The sequence below is a fragment of the Butyribacter sp. genome (assembly GCF_056818865.1).
Genome location: NZ_DBLYGC010000015.1, coordinates 30,747 through 54,628, shown reverse-complemented (window position 1 = coordinate 54,628; position 23,882 = coordinate 30,747). Strand labels below are relative to the sequence as shown.

At 35.5% G+C, this 23,882-nt stretch carries 18 protein-coding genes; 15 read left to right on the top strand and 3 right to left on the bottom strand.

The genetic code is table 11. The features are described from left to right. Positions 1-228: 228 nt before the first annotated feature. The 6 genes from ACZLXV_RS08445 to ACZLXV_RS08420 all read left to right on the top strand — a co-directional run bounded on the left by ACZLXV_RS08445 (position 229) and on the right by ACZLXV_RS08420 (position 10,481). Complete coding sequence (locus ACZLXV_RS08445) at positions 229-1,806, top strand: AAA family ATPase (RefSeq protein WP_482383117.1); 1,578 nt, start codon at positions 229-231, stop codon at positions 1,804-1,806. A gap of 375 nt (positions 1,807-2,181) precedes the next feature. Further along, entirely contained in the window at positions 2,182-3,183 is a 1,002-nt protein-coding gene (locus ACZLXV_RS08440; protein WP_022225554.1) for a LacI family DNA-binding transcriptional regulator, read from the top strand. A 185-nt stretch (positions 3,184-3,368) separates the two neighbouring features. Beyond that, positions 3,369-5,156: an ABC transporter ATP-binding protein gene (locus ACZLXV_RS08435; RefSeq protein WP_482383116.1), complete on the top strand. Its 1,788-nt coding sequence runs from the start codon at positions 3,369-3,371 to the stop codon at positions 5,154-5,156. 25 nt (positions 5,157-5,181) lie between these two features. Then, positions 5,182-6,951: an ABC transporter ATP-binding protein gene (locus tag ACZLXV_RS08430; RefSeq protein ID WP_482383115.1), complete on the top strand. Its 1,770-nt coding sequence runs from the start codon at positions 5,182-5,184 to the stop codon at positions 6,949-6,951. Positions 6,952-7,031: 80 nt separating this feature from the next. After that, the gene (locus ACZLXV_RS08425; RefSeq protein ID WP_482383114.1) at positions 7,032-8,978 is read left to right on the top strand and encodes an LTA synthase family protein; all 1,947 of its coding nucleotides are present in this window, start codon (positions 7,032-7,034) and stop codon (positions 8,976-8,978) included. Positions 8,979-9,023: 45 nt separating this feature from the next. Further along, on the top strand, positions 9,024-10,481 hold the full coding sequence (locus ACZLXV_RS08420) for a glycosyltransferase family 2 protein (protein ID WP_482383113.1): 1,458 nt from the start codon (positions 9,024-9,026) through the stop codon (positions 10,479-10,481). A 2-nt stretch (positions 10,482-10,483) separates the two neighbouring features. On the opposite strand, the gene ACZLXV_RS08415 is transcribed toward ACZLXV_RS08420, so the two are convergent. After that, positions 10,484-11,338, bottom strand: coding sequence for a hypothetical protein (locus ACZLXV_RS08415; RefSeq protein WP_482383112.1), 855 nt, complete (start codon positions 11,336-11,338; stop codon positions 10,484-10,486). Between the two features lie 275 nt (positions 11,339-11,613). On the opposite strand from ACZLXV_RS08415, the gene ACZLXV_RS08410 reads away from it, so the two are divergent. Continuing rightward, positions 11,614-12,114, top strand: a complete 501-nt coding sequence (locus tag ACZLXV_RS08410; protein ID WP_022225560.1) for a GreA/GreB family elongation factor — start codon at positions 11,614-11,616, stop codon at positions 12,112-12,114. Between the two features lie 95 nt (positions 12,115-12,209). Beyond that, positions 12,210-13,940, top strand: coding sequence for a methyl-accepting chemotaxis protein (locus tag ACZLXV_RS08405; protein WP_482383111.1), 1,731 nt, complete (start codon positions 12,210-12,212; stop codon positions 13,938-13,940). Positions 13,941-14,090: 150 nt separating this feature from the next. Here the strand turns inward: ACZLXV_RS08405 and ACZLXV_RS08400 are convergent, their stop codons facing one another. Next, positions 14,091-14,648, bottom strand: a complete 558-nt coding sequence (locus ACZLXV_RS08400; RefSeq protein WP_367334585.1) for a hypothetical protein — start codon at positions 14,646-14,648, stop codon at positions 14,091-14,093. A 240-nt stretch (positions 14,649-14,888) separates the two neighbouring features. On the opposite strand from ACZLXV_RS08400, the gene glmS reads away from it, so the two are divergent. The 7 genes from glmS to ACZLXV_RS08365 all read left to right on the top strand — a co-directional run bounded on the left by glmS (position 14,889) and on the right by ACZLXV_RS08365 (position 22,364). Beyond that, the gene (gene glmS / locus ACZLXV_RS08395; RefSeq protein WP_482383110.1) at positions 14,889-16,727 is read left to right on the top strand and encodes a glutamine--fructose-6-phosphate transaminase (isomerizing); all 1,839 of its coding nucleotides are present in this window, start codon (positions 14,889-14,891) and stop codon (positions 16,725-16,727) included. Positions 16,728-16,745: 18 nt separating this feature from the next. After that, a complete protein-coding gene (locus ACZLXV_RS08390) occupies positions 16,746-17,174 on the top strand; it encodes a GtrA family protein (RefSeq protein WP_482383109.1) in 429 nt (142 codons plus the stop codon). Positions 17,175-17,189: 15 nt separating this feature from the next. Continuing rightward, complete coding sequence (gene glf / locus ACZLXV_RS08385) at positions 17,190-18,281, top strand: UDP-galactopyranose mutase (protein WP_022225565.1); 1,092 nt, start codon at positions 17,190-17,192, stop codon at positions 18,279-18,281. Positions 18,282-18,398: 117 nt separating this feature from the next. After that, on the top strand, positions 18,399-19,412 hold the full coding sequence (gene galE, locus ACZLXV_RS08380) for a UDP-glucose 4-epimerase GalE (protein WP_482383108.1): 1,014 nt from the start codon (positions 18,399-18,401) through the stop codon (positions 19,410-19,412). 19 nt (positions 19,413-19,431) lie between these two features. Next, a complete protein-coding gene (locus ACZLXV_RS08375; protein ID WP_482383107.1) occupies positions 19,432-20,418 on the top strand; it encodes a GGDEF domain-containing protein in 987 nt (328 codons plus the stop codon). A gap of 68 nt (positions 20,419-20,486) precedes the next feature. Next, on the top strand, positions 20,487-21,713 hold the full coding sequence (tyrS, locus tag ACZLXV_RS08370) for a tyrosine--tRNA ligase (RefSeq protein WP_482383106.1): 1,227 nt from the start codon (positions 20,487-20,489) through the stop codon (positions 21,711-21,713). Positions 21,714-21,881: 168 nt separating this feature from the next. Then, entirely contained in the window at positions 21,882-22,364 is a 483-nt protein-coding gene (locus ACZLXV_RS08365; RefSeq protein WP_367336097.1) for a hypothetical protein, read from the top strand. Between the two features lie 199 nt (positions 22,365-22,563). On the opposite strand, the gene ACZLXV_RS08360 is transcribed toward ACZLXV_RS08365, so the two are convergent. Continuing rightward, positions 22,564-23,742 carry a GNAT family N-acetyltransferase gene (locus tag ACZLXV_RS08360; protein ID WP_482383105.1) on the bottom strand — a complete coding sequence of 393 codons (1,179 nt, stop codon included), beginning with the start codon at positions 23,740-23,742 and terminating at the stop codon, positions 22,564-22,566. Between the last annotated feature and the right edge of the window lie 140 nt (positions 23,743-23,882).

Below are 23,882 nucleotides of genomic sequence, written 5' to 3'. Positions count from 1 at the left end.
TTGTACATAGTCAGCATACTTTATTATTGAAGAGTATGCTGACTGTTTTTTGTTATATAATTGAAATAAGGCTATAGCTTCTGTATAATATAATGTATAAAAAGCGTTTTAAAAGTTAAATGTAATAAGAAAAATTGAAAATGAGTTGAAGGGGGCAGATTATTAGAGAATAAGATATGTGTTATGATGTTGATTTCTACAGGCAGTATGGAAGTGAGGTGGCTATAAATGGGTATATATTTTAATCCAAGTAATGCAAGTTTTAAGAAAGACAGAAATTATAAGATTTATGTAGACAAAACAGAGTTATTAGCTTATTTAAATGAAATAATTGATACACCGAAAAATTGTCTGGCGGTAAGTCATGCGAGACGTTTTGGCAAATCACATGCCGCCGGTATGATTGATGCATACTATAGCCTCGGATGTGATTCGGGAGAACTTTTTGACGATACAAAGATAGCCGGAGATGCAGACTACAGGAAATATATGAATAAATATAATGTTATTCATTTGGATATAGCGTCGTTTTGGGATTACTATAAGGAAAATATTGTTGAGAAAATTATCGAGTATATAAATAAAGACTTTAAAAATGTATTTGGAAATGAACTGGATTATGAAAAGAGATTTAGCTATAATTTAATGCTTATATATCAAAAAACAAATACGCCATTTGTAATTATTATCGATGAGTGGGATTGTGTTATCAGAAACAGCGACGATAAAGAGCTTGTACACAAGTATTTGCAGTTTCTTCATTCGTTATTTAAATCAGAGGAGTCAAAATCATTTTTGGCATTGGCATATATCACCGGAATTCTGCCAATTAAGAAGATTAGGGATGAATCGGCATTGAACAATTTTAGTGAATATACAATGCTGGATTCTTATCCGATTACGCAGTATTACGGTTTTACTGAAGATGAAGTTAAAGTGTTATGCGAAAGATTTGATATGGATTTTGAAACGATAAGAGCATGGTATAACGGCTATCTGATTGATGGAATCCATATGTATAATCCGAATTCTGTGTCTATGGCATTAAATAGGCATAAATTTGATTCATACTGGAGAAATACATCATCGTTTGAATCAATAAATACATTTATAACGCTTAATTATGAAGGTCTGAAAGATGATATTATGAGTATGCTGTCAGGTAAAAAAGTGAGGGTAAATCCGAATACATTCAGGAATGATTTATCAATCATAACATCAAAGGATGATGCATTGACGGCACTTATACATTTGGGGTATCTGGGGTATGATGCAGACAGAAAGAGTGCATATGTGCCAAACTACGAAGTTGCAACAGCATTTGAACTAGCATTACAGACAGGTGAGTGGAAAGATATAGCGAAAGCAATATCAACTTGTGATGATCTGTTATTTGAAACAATAGATGGGAATGCAGAAAGAGTTGCAGAATTGATAGAACTCGCCCATGACACATATACATCTGTCCTTAAATATAATGATGAAAATTCCTTGAGCTGTGTTCTTACAATGGCATATTTTACGGCACCCGGTTATTATAATATAATTCGTGAGATGCCTGCCGGAAAAGGATTTGCAGATTTTGTATTTATTCCGAGAGCAAATGCAGGGTTCAGACCAGCAATGGTTGTAGAATTAAAATATAATAAATCGGCAGATACGGCTATTAAGCAGATAAAAGAAAAAAGGTATCACGGAGCACTGTCAGGGTATAGTGACAAGATACTTTTAGTAGGAATTAGTTATGATGCAGATGGAAAGGATAAAAAACATCATACATGCGTTATAGAAGAAGTGATGATATAAATGGAAAAATATTTCCAAATTTGGTGTTGACAAATAGATATTACTTAGAGTAAAATATAACACATGAGGGGGGAATTTTTTAAAAAGCAAAGTCTCCCTTTTTTGGATATTAAAGATATGTCTCCAAAATATACATAACATATCAAAAATCGAAAGGAACCGATTTGGGATTTTTCCGAAATTCGGTTCTTCTTTCGTGTATTGGATCTTTTTTGGTATCAATCTTCATGTCAAAGCAGCCATAGAATATCATGATTTTATCGTGTTTTCTGTGGCTATTTTTAACATACTTACAAAAATACAGTTGATAAAAAATTTAATAGATGTTATTATATATAAAATCGTGTACGCACACGAAATGTTGTTTAAAAAGAGGTGATATTTATTTCATGTACTATTAAAGAACTTGCAAAAGCATGTGGTGTTTCGGAGGGGACAGTTGACAGAGCTGTTAATAACAGGAGTGGTATAAAGGAAAGTACTAAAAAGCGTATTCTTGAAATGGCAGAACAGATGGATTACAGACCGAATCATCTGGCAAAAAGCCTTGCAACGGGAATTACCAAAACGCTTGGAATAGTGTCAGTAGATTTAAGTAATAACTTTTTTGCACTTCTTGTAGAGAGTATTGAGCAGACAGCGAGAGAACATGGATATTTTGTGAATCTTGCTTTATCTCATAATGACCCGGAAAAAGAGATGGAAGCCATAAGGTATATGGCAGAGCGCAGAGTTGATGGGATTATTTTGTTTCCGTTGGGAAAAGGAGCGCAGTTCAGTTCTTTTTTAAAGAAACTAAATATCCCGATAGTTACTATCTACAACAGAATTGAGTGTGATTTTGTGCATGTGGATGTTGACTGCCGTCTGATTATGAGAAATGTTGTTTCTTATCTTGCTGGAAAAGGTTACAATGAAATGATATATATTGACCCTCATTTTCAGAATATGAAATCGAGGGGAATCAATGTCTTTTCTATAGAACAGCGCCGTATAGGTTATCTTGAGGGAATAGACCATGAAAAGCTTGGAGAGAGTAATATTCTTGAAGATATGGACGAGAAGCAGCTTGTAGATATAGCTAAAAGAAAAGACGGCAAGAGAAAAGTTTTTATATGCAGAAACGATACCCCGGCAGTAAGGCTTATGACAATATTTAGAAAAAATAATATCAAAGTTCCGGAGGATGTAGGTATTATAGGTTTTGATAATATTGCCATACTTGATAATATGTCACCGAGGCTTACATCGGTTGACTGTAATATAAAAACGACCGGGCGTAAAGCTACGACGAATCTTATAAGAATGATAAACGGTGAAAAAGATATAAGAGACTGCGTTGTTGATTATAATATTGTTGAGGGCGAGACACTTTAAAAATAAAGAGGATAGGTAAATAAATAGATTATTATATGACACAAATTATAAAATGTGTCAAAGAATATTTATTCTTAAAAAATATATATTTATTTACCTACCCTCTTAAAACGAGATAAAATCGTGTACGCACACGATAAGACTCTCAGACAAAAATAAAACTAAAAAGAAAGGTAAGAACAGAAATGGATGCGATAAAATTTGGTTTTAAATATTGGAAAAAGTATATTGTGGCGGCGGTTATTTTACAGATAGTAAGTTTTCTGGCAATTATTGCTGACCTGCTTATTCCGTTTGTATCGGAACTTTTTGTTGATTTTGTAATTATGGATAATGACAGTGAGGCGAGCGGTGTTTTTGCATTTCTGATAGATGGTGATTATGGTAAGAGACACAGTTTTGAATTGTTTTTCAACATTGCGTTTGTCTTTTTGGCATTGCTTGTTTTTCGTCTTATATTCATATATATAAAAAATACCATGCTTGAAAAATATGCATTGAAATTTGAGACTGATTTAAGGGTTGTAACTTTTGACAAGCTTATGCAGTTAGACAGCCAGACGGTGTCAGAATATAACACGGGAGAACTTCTTACAACACTTCATACTGATACCATAATGATGAAAGATTTGTTTGGAAGAATAATACCGGGAATGTTTGACAGTATGTTTGTATTAGGGGTGTGTACCATGCTTCTTACATCAATAAATGTAACACTTCTGATAATTCCTGTACTTCTTGCACCTTTTTTTGTAGTTGCTCTTTTGAAGTTCAGAAAGAAAGCGCAGAAGAATTACAGGGATATAAGAAGCAGCAATAGTAATATGAATCTTACGGTTCAGGAAAATATTGAAGCTGTCAGACTTGTGAGGTCGTTTACAAATGAGGGGCGTGAAAAGGAAAAGTTTGATAAATCAAACATGAATATGAAAAATTCATATATAAATCAGGTTAAACTTTCAGCGGGTTTTGAAGTTATATTCAGTTCGATAAAGCAGGCTGCCTATATAGGCACTATAGCTTTATGTGCCATTCTTGTTATAAAAGGTCAGATGCTGGTTGGATTTCTGGTAGCAGCATCCGGTTATGTTATGAAGATTATGGATCATGTGTCACAGATAAACAATATGCTTTTCCAGATGCAGCAGCAGATTGTTGCGGGGGACAAGATAAGAAGTTTTATGGTATGTGAAACAAAAATAAAGGATGGCACATATTCTGCGAAAAATATTGATAAGCCGGATATAGAATTTAAAAATGTAACTTTAGAACTTGGCGGTAAAAAAGTTCTTGATGATGTAACGCTGTCTGTGCCGTATGGAAAGAAGGTTGGTGTTGTAGGAGCAACAGGAAGCGGAAAGAGCATTTTTCTTAAATCGATGGTAAGAATAAATGATGTGAGTTCGGGACAGATAACGATGGATGGAAAAAATATAAAAGAGTACAAAACTGATGAACTGAGAGAAAAATTTTCTTATGTTTTTCAGGATGCATTTTTATTTTCAAATACAATAGACAGCAATATTGCATTTTCAAATCCCGATGTTGATGAAAAGGCGGTTAGGGAATGTGCTAAGAGGGCAATGGCAGGCAATTTTATAAATGAACTTTCAGACGGCTATCAAACCATAGTGGGTGAAAAGGGATTTGGACTTTCAGGAGGTCAAAAGCAGAGAGTATCTATCGCAAGAGCAATGTTAAAGGATGCACCGGTATTTGTATTTGATGACTCAACAAGTGCACTGGATGCGGAAACAGAAAAGAAACTTCTTGAAAATCTGAGAAAATATTATAAGGAAAAAACTATTTTTATTGCTGCACACAAAATGTCATCTGTTATTGATTGTGACGAGATAATTTATTTAAGTAAAGGAAAGATTGTTGAGAGAGGGACATTTGATGAACTTATGAAACTTGACGGACATTTTGCAGGTGTGTATAAGACACAGATGGCAAAGCAGACTGTAGCTTAAAAAATGAGTAGAAATGAGGATTATTATGGCTAAAAGGAATACATATTTTGAGGATGAAGTTGTTCATAAAAAAATTGACATAAAACAATTTGGACGTATTTTAAAATACATTATGCCGTATAAACATATATTTATAATAGTAAGTGTACTTATGCTTGTATCAGCTTGTACGGCTTTATTACCGCCAATGCTTTTGAGATATATAATAAATGATGTGGTTATCGAGAAAGATATGGCAAAGCTTTTTTATGTTGTCTGTGGTCTTATTTTTCTTGCGGCAACTGATATTGGACTTACTTATGCACAGCAGAGAATGATGGGACAGATGGGACACAGCGTAATTGCTGACATGAGAAGAGATATTTTCTATAAACTGCAGGAGCTTCCGTTTGAATATTTTGACAACAGACCCGACGGTAAAATAGTTGTGCGTGTGACAGATTATATAAATGATCTTGCTAACTTTTTTACAAATTATGTTGTAATGTTTTTAGTTTATCTTGTAAAAATAGTTATAGTTACGATATTTATGCTTTCGCTCAGTCCGGAGCTTACATTGATTGTAGCGTGTACCACAATTCCGATGATGACGTTGGTTTTGCTGCTGAGATATAAAATAAGAAGGAGATTTGCATGGCACAGAGCAAAACTTTCAAATCGTTCTGCATTTCTTATTGAAACCATAATGGGAGAAAAAATTGTAAAGAACTATAACAGGGTAAAGAAAAATAAAGAGATATATGAAGATTTACATAACCAGAGTGTTAATGTATGGTGGGGAATTGTTAAATTAAATAATTTAAATACGCCGATTGTTGAGATATTTTGGAATATTGGTACTCTTTGTCTTTACGGAGTGGCACTTTACCTTATATTAAATGGAAGCAGTCACGTTGATGCGGGAACAGTAGTCGCATTCATAAGTTATATGGGACTTTTTAGCGGACCACTGACCCAGATAGCTATAATAATACAGCAATTGGCACAGGTAAGTTCAAATCTTGAGCAGGTATTTGACACAATAGACTACGAAGTAGACATAAAAGATGAAGAAGGGGACGTTTCTCTGAAAAATGTAAGGGGGCAGGTAGATTTTGACAATGTTACATTTTCATATGAGGATGATATAAATATTCTTGAAAATGTTAATCTTCATGTAAAACCGGGAGAGACAATTGCACTTGTAGGACCTACAGGGGCAGGAAAAACAACAATCATAAATCTGATTACGAGATTTTATGATGTGACAGGTGGTTCGGTTAAAATAGACGGAAATGATGTGAGAAAGGTAACACTGGAGTCGCTTAGAGAAGAAGTAGGAGTTTTGATGCAGGACCCGTTTATATTTAAGGGAAGTGTTATGGAAAACATAAGATATGGAAGGCTTGATGCAACAGACGGGGAATGCATAAATGCGGCAAAATATATTTATGCCGATGAATTTATAGAAAGACTTCCTAATGGATATGACGAGGAACTGGAAGAAAGAGGCGAAGGGCTTTCAGCAGGTGAAAAACAGCTTATCAGTTTTGCCAGAATAATTCTTAAAAATCCGTCAGTCATAATACTTGATGAGGCAACAAGTTCGATAGACACGGAAACAGAGAATATGATACAGAAAGCACTTGACGTAATATTATCGGAAAAAACTGCATTTATCGTCGCACACAGACTGTCAACAATAAGGAATGCAGACAGAATTCTTTACATAGCAGACAAAGGAATTGCGGAAGAAGGAAACCATGAGGAACTGATGGAAAAGAAGGGGCTTTACTACCGATTGAATGTGCGCTGATATAATTACAATTGAAATAAATTTAACTATGTGTTATATTAAACTCTGTTTGAAAATATTTTTAAAGAGGGTGCGAATACATGGGTTCTTTTGGTTTTAAGAGAAGACACGGTCTTAGTTTTTATGGAATGGGACATGCTTCAAATACGGGAAATAAAAGCAGCGGTGGTTTTTTTGACTTTTTAGTTTTGCATAAGAGTGAAATTCTTATGTTTCTGCCATTTTTTGTGATGGATTTAAGTCTTAGGATTATGGGACATAAAATAGAGTTTTACCCGGCATATTATCTTCAGCCGAATTTGTTTACTATAATATGGGTGGCACTTTTTATTGCGGTTACAAAATATCTAAAAGGTATTTTTGGAAAAATTTTTTACTGGCTTATATTTATCATAAGTTTTATTATGTTTTTGACAAACGCGATATATTATCCGCTTACTTCGTTTTATTTTAATTTTTCACTTTTGGAACTTGCAAGTGAGGGAAGTTCTTATATAGGTGATACGATAAAGCATACACCGGTGTATGTATATATAATCGCACTGATTGTTGTTGTACTTGCGGTTGCTGCCACGATAAATATGAAAAAGAGTGAGAAGTTTCAGGGCAGAAAGCTTTTAATTTCGTTTATAGTATTCATCTGTCTGCATCTGCTTATTCCTGTTACTATGGGAAGCGGCAACAAAAATCTCAGGTGGAACAGCTTTAAGAAAGCGAGAAATGTATACAATGAGTTCAGTGATTCAAATAAGAGTATGAAAGTTTCAGGTCTTTATGAATATACTGTAAGAAATTTTTACATTACATTTCTAAAACCTAAGGAAAAGATAAGTGACAGTGACAAAAAGTTTTTGAAAAACATATATGAAGCGAAGGATGATAAAAAGCCGAATGATTATACAGGTTTGTTTAAAGGTAAGAATGTAATATTTTTACAGCTTGAGGGTATGGATGAGTGGCTTCTTACAAAGAAGAATACGCCAAATTTATATAAGCTTAAAAATGAGTCTGTTGATTTTACAAATCATTTTTCGATATATACGGGAGGCGGTTCAACCTTTAACTCTGAGTTTGCCGTAAATACAGGTTTTACAACTCCTATATCGTATAATGAAAATGTGTATACATTTAATAAAAATACATTTAATAATACGATAGCAAAGCTGTTTAAAAATCAGGGATATGCTGTAAATGCGTTTCATATGAACAGCAGTGAGTTTTATTCGAGAGGAATAAATTATAGAAGCTGGGGTTACGACAATTATTATGGTCTTAAAGATATACTTGACAGCAAAGATAAAGAAGATTTGAGTTATGAGCTTGACAGAAAGCTTATTGAGAATAAAACTTTCTATAACAAGATGTTTAAGCAAAATGATAAGTTTGTGGATTACATTATCTCATATACACCGCATACGCCATTCACAACCGAAAAAGAGGTTGGAAAGCTTGTTGCAGAGATGAAATATGGAAAAGGGAAAGTTCCAAAGCTTTCGGAGGAACAGGTTGCTGACCTCATGGTAGGAGAAACCGATTATATGGTTGGTCTGCTGATTCAGGCATTAAAGGATAATAATCTTTATGACAATACTGTTATAGTGGCATATGCAGACCACTATCTTTATACAATAAACGACAAGTCGGTTCTTGATAAGTACAAGGAGACAGACAACAATCTTATAAACCGTACACCGTTTTTTATATGGAGCAGTGATGTAAAATCTCAGAAGATTGATAAGGCAAATATGCAGATGAATATTCTGCCGACGGTGTTAAATCTTTTTGGAATTGATTACAACAGTAATTATTATATAGGAAAGGATATTCTTTCTGATGATTACGAACCGCTGGCATTTTTCTCGGATTCAAGCTGGTATGACGGAAATGCATATGTATCTGACGCAAAGGTGACAAACGGTGCGAAGATATCTGAGGATGAAGTAGAAAAGAAAAGTAAAACAGTTGAAGAACTTATAAAGAAAAATGACCTTACATTAAAGTATGACTTTTTGAAAGATTATAAATAGAGAGACAGCGGTACAGTAACAGCAGGGAGTGGAGAAAAGAAAATAATGAATATTATAAGCAACATAGCGCATTTTTTAGGGAATATTTATACACCGAGCCTGTTTTTATTTACAGCAATAGGTATGTTTATGAAGATACTGAGTATACATGATGTTCCGTATATGATAATCGGGCTTTTTTGTACAAGAAAGTTTAAGCCGGCAAAGCACAATCACAAATATGCGGTGCTTATTCCGGCAAGAAACGAAGAACCGGTTATAGGAAATCTTATTAACAGCATAAAGAAACAGGATTATCCACAGGAGCTTATAACAATTTTCGTTGTTGCGGATAACTGTACTGACAATACGGCAAAGATTGCAAGGAAACTTGGAGCAATCTGTTATGAACACAATAATCCTGATGAGAGAACAAAAGGTTTCGGTCTTAAATACCTTTTTGAGCAGATTGAAAAAGATTATGGAATACAATCTTTTGAGGGATATTTTATTTTTGATTCGGACAATCTTTTAAAGAAAGACTATATTTCAAGAATGAATGATTCTTTCGATGCAGGTGAGAAGATAATCACATCGTACAGAAGTACAAAGAATCTGACGGAGGGATGGATTGCTTCGCTTTATGCGATTCATTGGCTGCGCTCAATAAGACAGCGTCACAGAACAAGATCATTTCTGCATCTTGCGACGAATATTCAGGGAACGGGATTTCTGTTTGCAAATGAGATAGTAAAAGATGGGTGGAAGTATACATCTCTTACTGAGGACAGGTCACTTACCGCTGACTGCGTGGTAAACGGATATGAGATTTCATACAACAATGATGCGATTTTTTATGATGAGCAGCCGACAAGTTTAAGAGTTGCATTGCGCCAGCGTTTAAGATGGGCAAAAGGACATCTTCAGGCTTTCGGCGAGAGCGGATGGGGACTTTTCAAAAATATATTTATAGACAAAAACACTAAATGGGAAAAAGACGATACATGGTACAGATTTTTATGGCGTACTATAAGACACAGATTTATGTCGTTTGATACATTTGCCCAGCTTTTGCCAAAACAGATAGTTACGGCATTTAAGTGGATAGTCTGGAATTTGTTTTTGTTCCCGTTTACGATATACAATGCAGGCGGACAGATGTATATATTTAGAAATGGAACATGGCTTTCAAAACTTGTAAGACATTTTACGGGAAATGTTGTTGTGAATCTTGAACCGGGCTGGAAGTCATATGCTATATGTGTCCTGCTTGTAATCTGGATAAGATTTTTCTATAGAATTGGAATGTATCTTGCCAGCATATGGATGGCAATTTATATATTTATAATAGAAAGAAAACGTATACAAAAAGTAAGTTTTGGCAAAAAAATTTTGTATTGTCTTACATGGCCGCTATACGACGTAATAGAACGCTATGTAAAATACATAGCGCTCTTTAAGAAAGTAGAGTGGAAACCTATTCCACATGAGAGTAAAATCACGATAGATGATATCGGACAGTAATTTTAAATTGTTCCGGTAACAGTGAGTGTTGTTATTCCAGGAGTAACACTCCATGCACCTGTTGCAGGGTCCTGAGTATATGAGGCAGCTGGGACTGTTATCTTACCGGTAACAGTTTCAAAGCTGCCTGTTGTTGTATCATAGGTGTAATTGCCTGTTTCTGTCCAAGGAGCAGAGTTGTAAGTTACACTTATATTTGTCAATGCAGGAGTGAATACATCGGATATGCTCAGTGAATCTTCGGCAGTGGCAGCAGTATTACCGAAGTTCTGGATAATAAACGTGTAAGTTATCTGTCCGTTTTCGGTAATAGTTGTCGGAGAAAGAGTTTTGTTGATGCTGAGTGAAGCCGCATCATCGGTTGTTATTGTCTCAGCGGCAGTTATTGGACCGGTGATGGCATTGCCTGTAACAGTTGCCGTGTTTGTGACAGTTGAACCGGTTGTAAGAGGAGCAGATTCGTTGATTTTTGCCTGATATACAAGTACGGTGTTTCCGTTTGCAGGTATTGAGATGTCAGTAAAAGTGAGCTCAGGTAAAACTGTTGCGGCAGGTGCAGCCTGAAGTACACCATTTGTATAATATTTAACTGAACCTTCGACATAATCAAGGGGAATGAGTGTAAGAGTGTTGAACGTGTAAGCACCAAGATTATCTGTTATTGTAAGACCTGAGACAGGGGTATTACTTGAATTTAACAGGCTTATAACATAAGTTATGGTGCTGTCAGAGTTGTAAGTTGGTATTACAGCTTTTTTTGTTGCAGTCACAGCCTCGATTATTTCGCCTGTAGTGATGTTGGAAACGGTTGACTTTCCGTTGTGGGAAAGTGTTGCCTGGTTAAAAAAGAGTGCCATATATTTTTCCTCCTGTAAGATATAGCAAGAGTTTCAAACCATAAGATATAAATTATTAAACTGATAAATTTATATTCTTTGGGATTTTTTCTCTTTAATATGAATATATGCATATAATAATGGCAGGTTACTGCGATATTTATAAGCTATTGTCAAAATTGAAGATGTAAATAGTATCATTTAATAAAAAAAGTTTATAAAAAACAAAATTAGTATAGTTTTATCTAAAGAAAAGTGGTAATATATGTTTATTAAATTATGGGGAGTTGGTAAATATGTATGACAGGCTGACTAGGAAAGATGTCGAAAAAATGCAGAAGGAGGTAGATGAGAGAAAGCTTGTTGTAAGAAAACAGGCTTTGGAAGATGTAAAAGAGGCGAGGGCACAAGGAGATTTAAGCGAAAACTTTGAGTACAAGGCGGCAAAACAATTTAAAAACAGAAATGAGAGCCGTATAAGATATCTTGAAAAAATGATAAAAACAGCGACGATAATAGAAGATGATTCTGATGAGTCACAGATTGGGTTGAATGATTCGGTAACTATCTATATCGAAGAGGATGACATGGAAGAATGCTTCAAAATAGTCACGACTATAAGGTCTGACGCAATAAACAATATGGTAAGTATTGAGTCTCCTATAGGTGAGGCACTGCTTAAACATAAAGTCGGTGACAGAGTTTATATTAAGATTAACGATAGTGACGGATATTATGCTGTGATAAGAAAGATAGAGAAAAGTGATGACGAATCAGAAAAAATAAGCAGCTATTAAGTTTCTGGTCGAAAGAGTGTATAAACAGTATAACACTGTTGGAGATTACATACGAAATTGATTTTTAGTGGGTAAAATGAAAGTGAGGTACATCAATGAAATTTAAAACCAGAAGTGTGAGAACATATCTTGTAATTCCGGTACTTATACTTGGAATTTTTAGTGTTATTGCACTTGTAATGTTAGGATTGTCATTAAGAAATGTGAATGGAATAAGCAAAAATATTGCACAGATACAGATAAGAAATATAATCTGTCTGGATAAGATAAACGCAAATACAACTGAGATGCAAAAAGACGTTATGTCGTATTGTCTAAAGACACAGGACAGTGAAAAAGAGACTATATTAAAAGATATAGAAGAAATTAAAAGCGATAATGCATCATATCTTAAAAAATTAAAAACAACGCTTCAGACTGATAAGTTAAAAAAGCAGCTTGAGACACTTACAAGTGACTATAGTGAGTATGAGAAGAAGCTTGATGAAATTATGGAAATGGCAGCTACAGACTCTATAGGTGCACTTGAAGAAACAAATACCAATCTCAGTAAATATGCTGATAAATTGGCAGATGATGCAGACAGCATAATTACAGATAATGATAAAATTACAAATTCAAAGGTTAAGGAACTTTCAAGCAAAAGTTCACAGGCAAATACGGTATCAAATGTTGTATTTGTAATAGTTGCAATACTTGTGGTTTTGGTTATCTTATGTATAGAATTTGTAGTCATAAAGCCTCTTAAAAAGATTGACGGAGAGCTTGATGTTATTATAGATGAGATAAATAATGACAAAGGTGACCTTTCAAAGAGAATAAGTCTCAACAGAAAAGATGAAATTGGAATGGTTTCAGCCAATCTCAATGTATTTATAGAAAAACTTCAGTCAATTATGGCAAAGATTACAACAAATTCAAAACAGCTTGATGAGACAGTCGGAAATGTTGTCGGAAAGGTTTCTACTGCAAATTCAAGTGCGTGTGATATTTCAGCAGTTATGGAAGAGTTGTCTGCTACTATGGAGGAAGTTGCCGCAACAGTTAAGAACATTGATGAAAGTACAGGTGTGGCAAACGGAAAAGTAGACAGAATGGCTGAAGAGACAAATAATATTCTTGAGTATTCAAATGAGATGAACGAGAGAGCAACAAAACTTCAGGAAACTGCAAAAACAAACAAAGATGAAACTACACAGATGGTTGGCACGATTATAGCAGAACTTAAAAATGCCATGAAAGAGAGTAAGCAGGTTGAGAAGATTTCACAGCTTACAACAGATATTTTAAGTATATCAAGCCAGACAAACCTTCTTGCGTTAAATGCATCTATAGAAGCTGCGAGAGCAGGAGAAGCCGGAAAAGGTTTTGCTGTTGTTGCTGACGAGATAAGAGAACTTGCTGAGTCGAGCAGAAAGACCGCAAACAACATTCAGGAAATAAACGAACTTGTTATTTCTGCTGTTGATGGTCTTATAAAGTCCTCAAATAAAATAGTAGATTATGTGGATGAGACTATACTTCCTGATTATGATAATTTTGTTTCAAGTGGTGAGCATTATAATAATGATTCACTCCACATCAAAGAAATTATGGGAGAGTTCACATCATTGGCAGATGACCTGCAGAGCACAATAAGTTCAATGTCAGAAGCAATAAAAGGAATTACGAAGGCTGTTGAAGAGAGTGCAGATGGTGTTACAAGTGCAGCTATGAGTGTTGATTCTTTGGTTGCCGACATGAATGATGTAAACAAAGAGATGGAAGCAAATCAGGATGTTTCGGATAAACTTAGAAAAGAAACTGAATGTTTTATAGAGGTCTGACATAAGTAATAGTAAACGGTATTTTAAGTAAAGATAAAAATACGAAAAAAGATAAAAAAACAGAAACATCGCAAAAAGGTGTTTCTGTTTTTTTATCACTGCTTATAGAAATGAGCGAGCATTATAAGGTATGGCATAACTGTTTAAAAGTTATAATAAGCACTCCAAAAGCTTTTCATTGACAGGGAGATAGATTTCAGGAATCTTATGATGTGCATCACCGTATGTATGCTTTGCAAAGCAGTTGCATACAGCATCATGTGTCTGCTGAGTATATTTGAATGAAAATACTTTAGCAATGCGGTTGAAGAATACAGGTGAGATAGAGCAGCCCCAGTCTTTTGTATCGTTGGCATTTATAAGATTTGGAGTTATGATAAGCTCTTTCTTTGTAACTGTATTGTAAGCTGTGAGTATAATGTAGTCATTTGATTCGTCTACGGCAAATTTAAGCTCACAAAGCTGTGACACATCCTCTCTGAATCCGAGTGTGGCAAGTACGGAATTGTCAACATGTGCAAATGGATCAAACACATCGGTGATAATCCTGTCACTGTCACTTGAAATAAGTTTAATAAGTTTATCTATGCTTGTCTGACTTAAAACATCACTGTTTAAAGAATTTTTCTGTTCTGAGAGGAAACCTATGAGGGAATCAATCTCTTTCTGGTTTAAAAGTGAAAAACTTGAATTTTGTGTATCGCTCATAAAATAATACCTCCATTGTTTCATAATTGATTTGTTTTTGCTGTTTTTATTGTAAGATAATTTCATTATATAGTTTATTGCGTCAGGTTTCAAGAGAGGAAAGAAAAAAAGCTGTACTTGTCGATATTATTTTATTTTCAGGAGATTAAGGCTCTATTTATGTTGCAATTTACTAAAAAATTAAATATAATAAAAATGTTTATGATTTTATGCAGATAATAAAGGAGACTACAAAAAAATATGTGTGGAATAGTTGGATTTATAGGTAAACACCAGGCTGCTCCGATACTTTTGGACAGTTTGTCAAAGCTTGAATATAGAGGATATGATTCAGCAGGTCTTGCAGTAAGAGACGGCGAATCGGATATAGAAGTTGTAAAGGCAAAAGGAAGACTTAAAGTCTTAGCCGAAAAAACAAATGACGGTATGGCTATGGCAGGAACATGTGGTATAGGTCACACGAGATGGGCTACACACGGAGAACCATCGGAGACAAATGCACATCCTCACAAGAGTGATGATGGAAATGTAGTAGCCGTACATAATGGTATTATTGAAAATTATCAGGAACTCAAGGATAAGCTTACTAAGAAGGGGTATGAGTTCTATTCAGCTACAGATACAGAGGTAGCAGTAAAACTTATAGATTATTATTATAAAAAGTATGAGGGAACACCTGTCGATGCGATAAATCATGCTATGATAAGAATTCGTGGATCATATGCGCTTGCTGTTATGTTCAGGGAATATCCAAATGAAATTTATGTTGCAAGAAAAGACAGTCCTATGATACTTGCAACTGCAAACGGAGAGTCGTATATTGCCTCAGATGTTCCTGCTATACTTAAATATGCAAGAAATGTATATTATATAGGAAACCTTGAAATAGGAAGAGTAAAAGCCGGAGAGATTACTTTCTACAATCTTGACGGAGATGAGATAGAAAAAGAGTCAAAAGAGATTAAATGGGATGCGCAGTCAGCTGAAAAAGCAGGCTTTGAGCATTTTATGATGAAAGAAATACATGAACAGCCAAAAGCTGTCAAAGATACGTTTAACTCAGTTGTCAAAGACGGTGTGATTGACCTTTCAAATGTAGGTCTTACAAAGGAAGATATTGAAGCGATAAGCCGGATTCATATAGTTGCCTGTGGTTCGGCATGGCATGTTGGCATGGTTGCACAGTATGTCATTGAAGATATGGCAAGGATTCCGGTGAGGGTTGAACTTGCATCAGAGTTCAGATACAGAAAACCTATATTGGATAAAGATGATCTTGTTATAATTATAAGCCAGTCGGGTGAAACGGCTGACAGTCTCGCTGCACTCAGGGAAGCAAAGAGCATGGGAATAAAGACACTTGGAATTGTAAATGTGGTTGGTTCTTCTATTGCAAGAGAGGCGGATAATGTTTTCTATACACTTGCGGGACCTGAGATTTCAGTGGCTACGACCAAGGCGTACAGCACTCAGCTTATAGCTTCATATATACTTGCAATTGAGTTTGCGATGGTGCGTGGAAAAATTACTAAAGATCAGTATGACGGGTATATTGATGAGCTTTCAAAACTTCCTGATAAGATACAAAAGATTATTGACGATAAGGAGAGATTACAGTGGTTTGCTTCTAAGCAGGCAAATGCAAAAGATATATTCTTTGTCGGACGTGGCATAGATTATGCTATTTCACTTGAAGGAAGTCTCAAACTCAAGGAGATAAGTTATATACATTCAGAGGCATATGCCGCAGGTGAGCTTAAACATGGAACTATAAGTCTTATTGAAGACGGTACTCTTGTTATCGGCATCCTTACACAGAATGCACTTTATGAAAAAACAATAAGCAATATGGTTGAGTGTAAGAGCAGAGGTGCTTATCTTATGGGACTTACAACCTATGGAAATTATAATATAGAAGATACTGTTGAGTTTGCAACATATATTCCAAAGTCAGACGAACATTTTTCGGCAAGTCTTGCAGTTATTCCGCTTCAGCTTCTTGCTTATTATGTATCGGTTGCTAAGGGTCTTGATGTTGATAAGCCGAGAAATCTGGCAAAGAGTGTTACGGTAGAGTAAAGTTGAGGTTTGATACTTATGGTAGAAAAAATCTGGAATTTATTCCTTAAATATAAGGAGGCAGTATTATACCTTGTATTTGGAGGATTTACAACTCTTATAAATATTGTTGCTTACGCTTTATGTAAGCATGTCATAGGAATTGATACCATTCCTGCAAATGCTATCGCCTGGATACTTAGTGTAGCATTTGCGTATGTTACAAATAAAATATTTGTTTTTGAGAGCAAAACTTCCGGAATGGGGGCTCTCATAAAAGAATGTCTTTCATTTGTATGGTGTCGTCTTGCCACAGGTCTTATGGACATGGCGATTATGTATGTAACAGTTGATGTTCTTCATTGGTCAGATATGGTTATGAAGATTTTATCAAATATTCTTGTTATTGTATTGAATTTTGTGTTCAGCAAATTATTTATATTTGCAAAGAAAACAGAGAAAGCGTGAGGGGAAAGGATAAAAATGAAGTACGATTATTTGATAGTAGGCGCAGGTCTTTTTGGGGCGGTTTTTGCTCATGAGGCAGCAGCGAAAGGAAAAAAATGCCTTGTGATAGACAAGAGAAATCACATTGCGGGAAATATTTATACTGAAAAAATAGAAGATATAGATGTACATAAGTATGGTGCACATATTTTTCATACATCAGACAAAAAGATATGGGATTATGTAAACAGGTTTGCAGAGTTTAATAATTACATAAACTCGCCTGTAGCAATTTACAATGATGAACTTTATAATCTTCCGTTTAATATGAATACATTCAGCAAGATGTGGGGAATAAAAACGCCTGCAGAGGCTAAAGCTGTTATTGAAAAGCAGATTGCAGAACTTAACATTGGCGAGCCGTCAAATCTCGAGGAACAGGCACTTAAGCTTGCAGGAAGAGATGTTTATGAAAAACTTGTAAAAGGCTACACACAGAAACAGTGGGGAAGAGAATGCAAAGATCTGCCTGCATTTATCATAAAGAGACTTCCGCTTAGATTTACCTACGATAATAACTATTTCAATGACAGATACCAGGGAATACCGATAGACGGATATACAAAGATGGTTGAGAATATGCTTGAAGGCATAGAAGTCAGATTATCGACAGATTACTTTGATATAAAGGATGAGATAGATGCCGATAAGGTTGTTTATACAGGCATGATTGACAAATTCTTTGATTATAAACTAGGTGTTTTGGAATACCGCTCAGTTCGTTTTGAGACTGAGAAAGTTGACACTGACAATTATCAGGGAAATGCGGTAGTCAATTATACATCGGCTGATGTACCTTATACAAGAATTATAGAGCATAAACATTTTAATTTTGGCAAACAGCCTGTTTCCATTATAAGCAGGGAGTATTCTTCTGAGTGGAAGAAAGGTGATGAGCCTTATTATCCTGTTAACAACGAAAAAAATAATAATTTATATCAGGAATACGAAAAACTTGCAAAGGCAGAAAAGAATGTTTTGTTTGGTGGCAGGCTTGGGCAGTATAAATATTATGATATGGATAAAGTTATTTCTGCAGCACTTGATATGTGTTCCGAGGAACTTTAGAATAAGTGTTTTGTAAAATACAGACATAATTTAAGAAAAACGGTTTATTGACCGAAAATTATAAAAGTGGGATAAAATACAATGTAAAATTACTGAAGTTGAAAGAGAGGTTTCTTGATGAAGATTTTGGTTACAGGCGGTGCTGGTTTTATTGCAAGTCACACAAATGTTGAACTTTTAAATGCGGGTTATGAAGTTGTTATTGTAGACAATCTCATAAATTCAAGCAAAAAGTCGATTGACAGAGTTGAGGAGCTTACAGGAAAAAAGATTACTTTCTATGAGGAAGATTTACTTAATGAAAAAGCATTAGATGATATTTTTGACAAAGAAAAGATTGATTCGGTTATACATTTTGCAGCATTAAAGGCAGTAGGAGAATCCTGTGAGATTCCTTTGCGGTATTTTGACAACAACCTTACAGGAACATTAAATCTTCTTAAAGTTATGGAAAAGCATAATGTCAAATCACTGGTGTTCAGTTCTTCAGCTACAGTATACGGGAAACCAAAAACTGTTCCGATAAAAGAGGATTTTCCGTTATCCGTTTCAAACCCTTATGGCAGAACGAAGCTTATTACCGAGGATATGCTCAGGGATATATACAAATCTGACAATGGGTGGAATATTGCGATTTTAAGATATTTTAATCCGATTGGTGCCCATGAGAGCGGACGCATAGGTGAAAACCCGAACGGTATTCCTAACAATCTTCTGCCTTATATTGCGAAGGTTGCGGCAGGACAGCTTGAGTGTGTAAATGTTTTTGGTGATGATTATGATACACCTGACGGTACGGGTGTGCGTGATTATATTCATATATCAGACCTTGCAGATGGTCATATAAAAGCACTTCAAAAACTGTCAGAGCATCCGGGACTTGTGACATATAATTTAGGAACTGGTGTCGGCTACAGTGTACTTGAAATTATAAAAAGTTTTGAAAAAGCATGTGGAAAGAAAATTCCATATAAAATTGCTCCGAGAAGAGCAGGAGATATAGATATGTGTTATGCTGACCCTTTGAAAGCTAAGGAAGAGCTTGGATGGGAAGCAGCGAGGGGCATAGATAAAATGTGTGAAGATGCATGGAGATGGCAGGTTCAGAACCCAAATGGATATGAGGAATAGTAATAGGAGGATTTTAACATTGGGCAAAGAGAATATTAATACAGCAGAGTACCTAAAATCTCTTGAAAATATTATTCAGTTTCAGAGTTATGTGCTGGAACATATACACGATGACTTTTCAGTATTGTTTAATATTATTTCCAAGAGTTTAGGTATTGATGCTATGCTGACGTATTCCTGCACTGAAGCCGGAATGGTAGAAAGTGTTGTATACAATAAGGATGTATCAAATCCGGCAAAGTATAATACATACCTTAATGCAGGTATTGGAAGAATGTTTAACATGAACCACAACATTTATTCATTTCCTGAGGAATTGCCTGATGATATGAGAGAAGAAATTCAAAAAGCATATGAGGATATTGCCGGCAAGGAGATAGTTGTATGTTCGGGAATAGTGGAGAGTGTTCTCTACAGCGTTGTGCTTATTTTGGGAGAACATGATACAGATCTTGGTATAGAGTTCAATGATTGTTCCGATATGTTTTTAAACAGTGTCCATCTTATGATGGAGAGCCGGATAATGACACAGAAAATGCGCTATGACAGTGAGCATGATCTGCTTACCGGCTTATATAACAGAAGATGTTATTTTTCTAAGTGCAAAGAAGAATATAATATGCTCGCATCTGTTGGAATATTTTTTATGGATGTAAATTATTTGAAAAAGACAAATGACATGTATGGTCATGATGCAGGAGATGCATTATTAAAAAAGGCGGCAGAGAGTATAAAAGCTATAGTATGTGAAAATATACATGGTTTTAGGATGGGTGGCGATGAGTTTATTATGGTTGCCTTAAATTGTGCAGAAAGTGATATTCCAAAGATAAAAGCAAGGTGGGAAAAGGAACTTGAAATTGTCAATGAAAAATATGGTATGAGCCCATGCAGCGTAGCTGTCGGAACTGCATTTGCAAGGGGAAGTTTTCAGATTGAGGAACTTTGCAAGATAGCGGATGACAGAATGTATGAGGACAAGAGAAGAAAGCACAATTGCAGATAAAATATTAAAAGAAAAACGACAGTTAAAATTATATTCTGTTGAAAATAAATCAATAAACGGAGGTTATTATGGAATTATATGACGAATTAGTGGCTCGTGGACTTATTGCACAGGTCACGGATGAGGAAGAAATAAAAGAATTGATAAATAACGGTAAAGCTACATTTTATATAGGATTTGACCCTACGGCTGACAGTCTTCATGTAGGTCATTTCATGGCACTCTGCCTTATGAAGAGACTCCAGATGGCAGGAAACAGACCGATAGCTCTTATCGGCGGAGGTACAGCTATGATTGGTGACCCTTCAGGAAGAACAGATATGAGACAGATGATGACTGCTGAAACAATAAATCATAATGTTGAGTGTTTTAAAAAGCAGATGAGCCGTTTCATCGAGTTTGGGGAAGATAAGGCTATGCTTGTCAACAATGCAGATTGGCTCATGGATTTAAATTATATGGAAGTTCTCAGAGATATAGGACCTCACTTTACTGTCAACCGTATGCTTGCAGCCGAGTGTTACAAACAGAGAATGGAAAAAGGTCTTTCATTCCTCGAGTTCAACTATATGATAATGCAGAGCTATGACTTCTACACATTATATCAGAAATATGGATGTAACATGGAATTTGGCGGTGACGACCAGTGGAGCAACATGCTTGGTGGTACTGAGCTTATCAGAAGAAAACTTGGTAAGGATGCATATGCAATGACAATAAACCTTTTGCTCAATTCTGAGGGAAAGAAGATGGGTAAGACACAGTCAGGAGCAGTATGGCTTGACCCTGAAAAAACATCTCCGTTTGAATTTTACCAGTATTGGAGAAATGTAAGTGACGCTGATGTACTTAAATGTCTGCGTATGCTCACATTCCTTCCGTTAGAGCAGATTGACGAGATGGATAAGTGGGAAGGCAGCAAGTTAAACGAAGCTAAAGAAATTCTTGCATATGAACTTACAAAACTTGTGCATGGTGAGGAAGAAGCCGAGATGGCTAAAGAAGGTGCAAGAGCGTTATTCTCAGGCGGAAATACATCACAGATGCCTGTGACAGAACTTAGTGAGTTGGATTTTGGTGAAGATAAAAATATCGGTATTCTTACATTGCTTGTAAAAGCAGGTCTTGCAGCTTCAAACGGTGAGGCGAGAAGAAATGTACAGCAGGGCGGTGTCTCAATTGACGGAGAAAAAGTATCAGACCCTAAGACTGTAATAAACAAAAATGACATTAGCGAAGATGGTATTGTACTCAAACGCGGAAAGAAAAAATTTATGAAAATTGTTGTTAAATAATAAGAGGTTGTGGTCAAAAGTTTTTTTGACTTTTGCATCATAATTAACATGAATAACTTTACGCATCTCGTAACATAATAGTTTTAAGAGATGGGATGATTGTAAAATCGTATCTGTTTCTAAAGCATTAGAAAGCTAAAAAAACTAAAGTTGTGTTAGGAGGAAATTATGCGAAAAAGGATTGTGATGTTTATTACTACATTGGCGTTATCTACCATGATGCTTGCAGGATGCGGAGACAAGAATAAGACAAATAATTCGGTTACATCTTCTGCTACTGAGGAACCGGATGGCGATGCCACAGAAGGACCGGTTGTAAATGAGGATGACAGTGATTATGATGAGAGTGACAGGGTAGATGAGGACGGTGACGGTGTTGTAGGTGACGTTGTTGATGATGCAGCGGATGCGGTTGATGATGTTGTTGATGACACAGCCGACGTTGTTGACGATGCTACAGGAAATCAGGGAACTGACGGACAGGCAAACAATGCAGGACAGTCAGCAGTAGATGACAATGCGGCAACAACAGCGCCTGACGGAAAAAAAACATCCAATAAAAATAACAACAAAAAGAAAAACAAGAGTAACAAAAAAACTAAAAACAAAAAAGCTAATAATAAAAAGACAACTGACAATAAAAGCAGATAGCAGACTTATAAGAAAAAACAGTTATTTATCGAAATGTCAATGATACAGAACGCTGTACCGGTTTGATACACGGTGTTAAAGCTTTGATAAATAAAAAATCGGACATATTGAAAGATGTGTCCGATTTTTCGTATATATAAATTTAAAATATCTGCCGATAAGTGTATTCGACGGTTTAATGGTTTACAGATTTGTCAAATTATAGATAAATACTGTAAAGATGTCTGTTTCTGTTGTTGAAAACAACATCTTTTTCATATTTCATTCCAAGTTTTTCTGCTGTTTTTATGGAACGCATATTGTCGAAATCTATGACAGCGACAATTCTTTTTAACTCAAGCTGTTCTTTGGCATATTTGAGAACTGCTTCACAGCATTCCAAGGCATATCCGTAGCCCCAGTGCTGGCTGTCTAACAGATATGACAGCATTATCTCGTTTGTGCCGTCAATGGTTTCATTTTCAAGACCGCATCTGCCGATAAGTTTTTTGCTTGTCTTTCCAAAAACACCCCAAAGACCAAATCCATAGAAAGAATAGACATTTTGTATGTATGCTTTCTGTTTTTCCATTTCAAGTTCAAGATAATCATCTATATTATCAATATATTTCTTCACCTGAGGGTCGGAATATATAGGATAAATATCAGGAATGTCTGATACGGCAAGTTCCCTGATAAAGAGACGTTTAGTCGATGCAATCGTCAGTGGCTTTCCCTGGGAACGTAACAGGGTATTTTCAATAAATGTCTTGTCGATACCATCAAAACTTTCAATAAGTACATCTGCATCATTGAGATTTTGATTGCCCGAATTTGGGTTGATAAAGCCGATACATGCTACATTGGCGGCTTTTGCAGCTTTCACACCGAAAGTTGAATCTTCGATGATAACGGTATCCTCAGGTGCTGCACCAAGTTTTTCGAGTGCAAGCAGGAAAGTATCAGGTGACGGTTTTGGATTTGCAACCGATGATGCGGATACAAGTTTTTCAAAATATTTCTTTATGCCGAGTTTTTTGACAACTGTTTCTATTTCCTTCGGTGAGGAAGAAGAAGCGATGGCAAGCTGTACTCCATCTTTGTATAGTCTTTTTATAAGAGCGTCAACACCTTCAACAGGAATATAACCCTCTTTTTCATGTAGTTTTTTCTTTGCAAGGTTCAGTTTATCTAAGAGTGCATTTGTAGTTATGTCGAGTGAAAAGTCTTTAATTGCCGTTTCTGCCATTTTTTTGCTGGAACTTCCCGTAAAGGATTTGCAATAATCTAAATCTGTGTCAACTCCGAGTTCCTTAAATGTATTTAGTGACGCTTTTGCATGCTGTGCTTCACTATCTATAATAACACCATCCATATCAAATATAACCGTTTTAAGCATGGTAAGCACCTCCTCTTTATCATTTTTCAGTGGATTATTTTACACCTGTTATTTTGTATCTTTTTTTGATATAATATCATATATTGTGACTATGGTCAAAATATATGAAGTTATATTGCTGCTGTTTCAACGCATATGCA

Excerpts from the sequence above, each read along its gene's own strand:
- ACZLXV_RS08445 (WP_482383117.1), top strand. The coding sequence starts at position 229 with ATGGGTATATATTTTAATCCAAGTAATGCAAGTTTTAAGAAAGACAGA.
- ACZLXV_RS08435 (WP_482383116.1), top strand. The coding sequence starts at position 3,369 with ATGGATGCGATAAAATTTGGTTTTAAATATTGGAAAAAGTATATTGTG.
- ACZLXV_RS08430 (WP_482383115.1), top strand. The coding sequence starts at position 5,182 with ATGGCTAAAAGGAATACATATTTTGAGGATGAAGTTGTTCATAAAAAA.
- ACZLXV_RS08425 (WP_482383114.1), top strand. The coding sequence starts at position 7,032 with ATGGGTTCTTTTGGTTTTAAGAGAAGACACGGTCTTAGTTTTTATGGA.
- ACZLXV_RS08420 (WP_482383113.1), top strand. The coding sequence starts at position 9,024 with ATGAATATTATAAGCAACATAGCGCATTTTTTAGGGAATATTTATACA.
- ACZLXV_RS08415 (WP_482383112.1), bottom strand. The coding sequence starts at position 11,338 with ATGGCACTCTTTTTTAACCAGGCAACACTTTCCCACAACGGAAAGTCA.
- ACZLXV_RS08410 (WP_022225560.1), top strand. The coding sequence starts at position 11,614 with ATGTATGACAGGCTGACTAGGAAAGATGTCGAAAAAATGCAGAAGGAG.
- ACZLXV_RS08405 (WP_482383111.1), top strand. The coding sequence starts at position 12,210 with ATGAAATTTAAAACCAGAAGTGTGAGAACATATCTTGTAATTCCGGTA.
- ACZLXV_RS08400 (WP_367334585.1), bottom strand. The coding sequence starts at position 14,648 with ATGAGCGATACACAAAATTCAAGTTTTTCACTTTTAAACCAGAAAGAG.
- glmS (WP_482383110.1), top strand. The coding sequence starts at position 14,889 with ATGTGTGGAATAGTTGGATTTATAGGTAAACACCAGGCTGCTCCGATA.
- ACZLXV_RS08390 (WP_482383109.1), top strand. The coding sequence starts at position 16,746 with ATGGTAGAAAAAATCTGGAATTTATTCCTTAAATATAAGGAGGCAGTA.
- glf (WP_022225565.1), top strand. The coding sequence starts at position 17,190 with ATGAAGTACGATTATTTGATAGTAGGCGCAGGTCTTTTTGGGGCGGTT.
- galE (WP_482383108.1), top strand. The coding sequence starts at position 18,399 with ATGAAGATTTTGGTTACAGGCGGTGCTGGTTTTATTGCAAGTCACACA.
- tyrS (WP_482383106.1), top strand. The coding sequence starts at position 20,487 with ATGGAATTATATGACGAATTAGTGGCTCGTGGACTTATTGCACAGGTC.
- ACZLXV_RS08365 (WP_367336097.1), top strand. The coding sequence starts at position 21,882 with ATGCGAAAAAGGATTGTGATGTTTATTACTACATTGGCGTTATCTACC.
- ACZLXV_RS08360 (WP_482383105.1), bottom strand. The coding sequence starts at position 23,742 with ATGCTTAAAACGGTTATATTTGATATGGATGGTGTTATTATAGATAGT.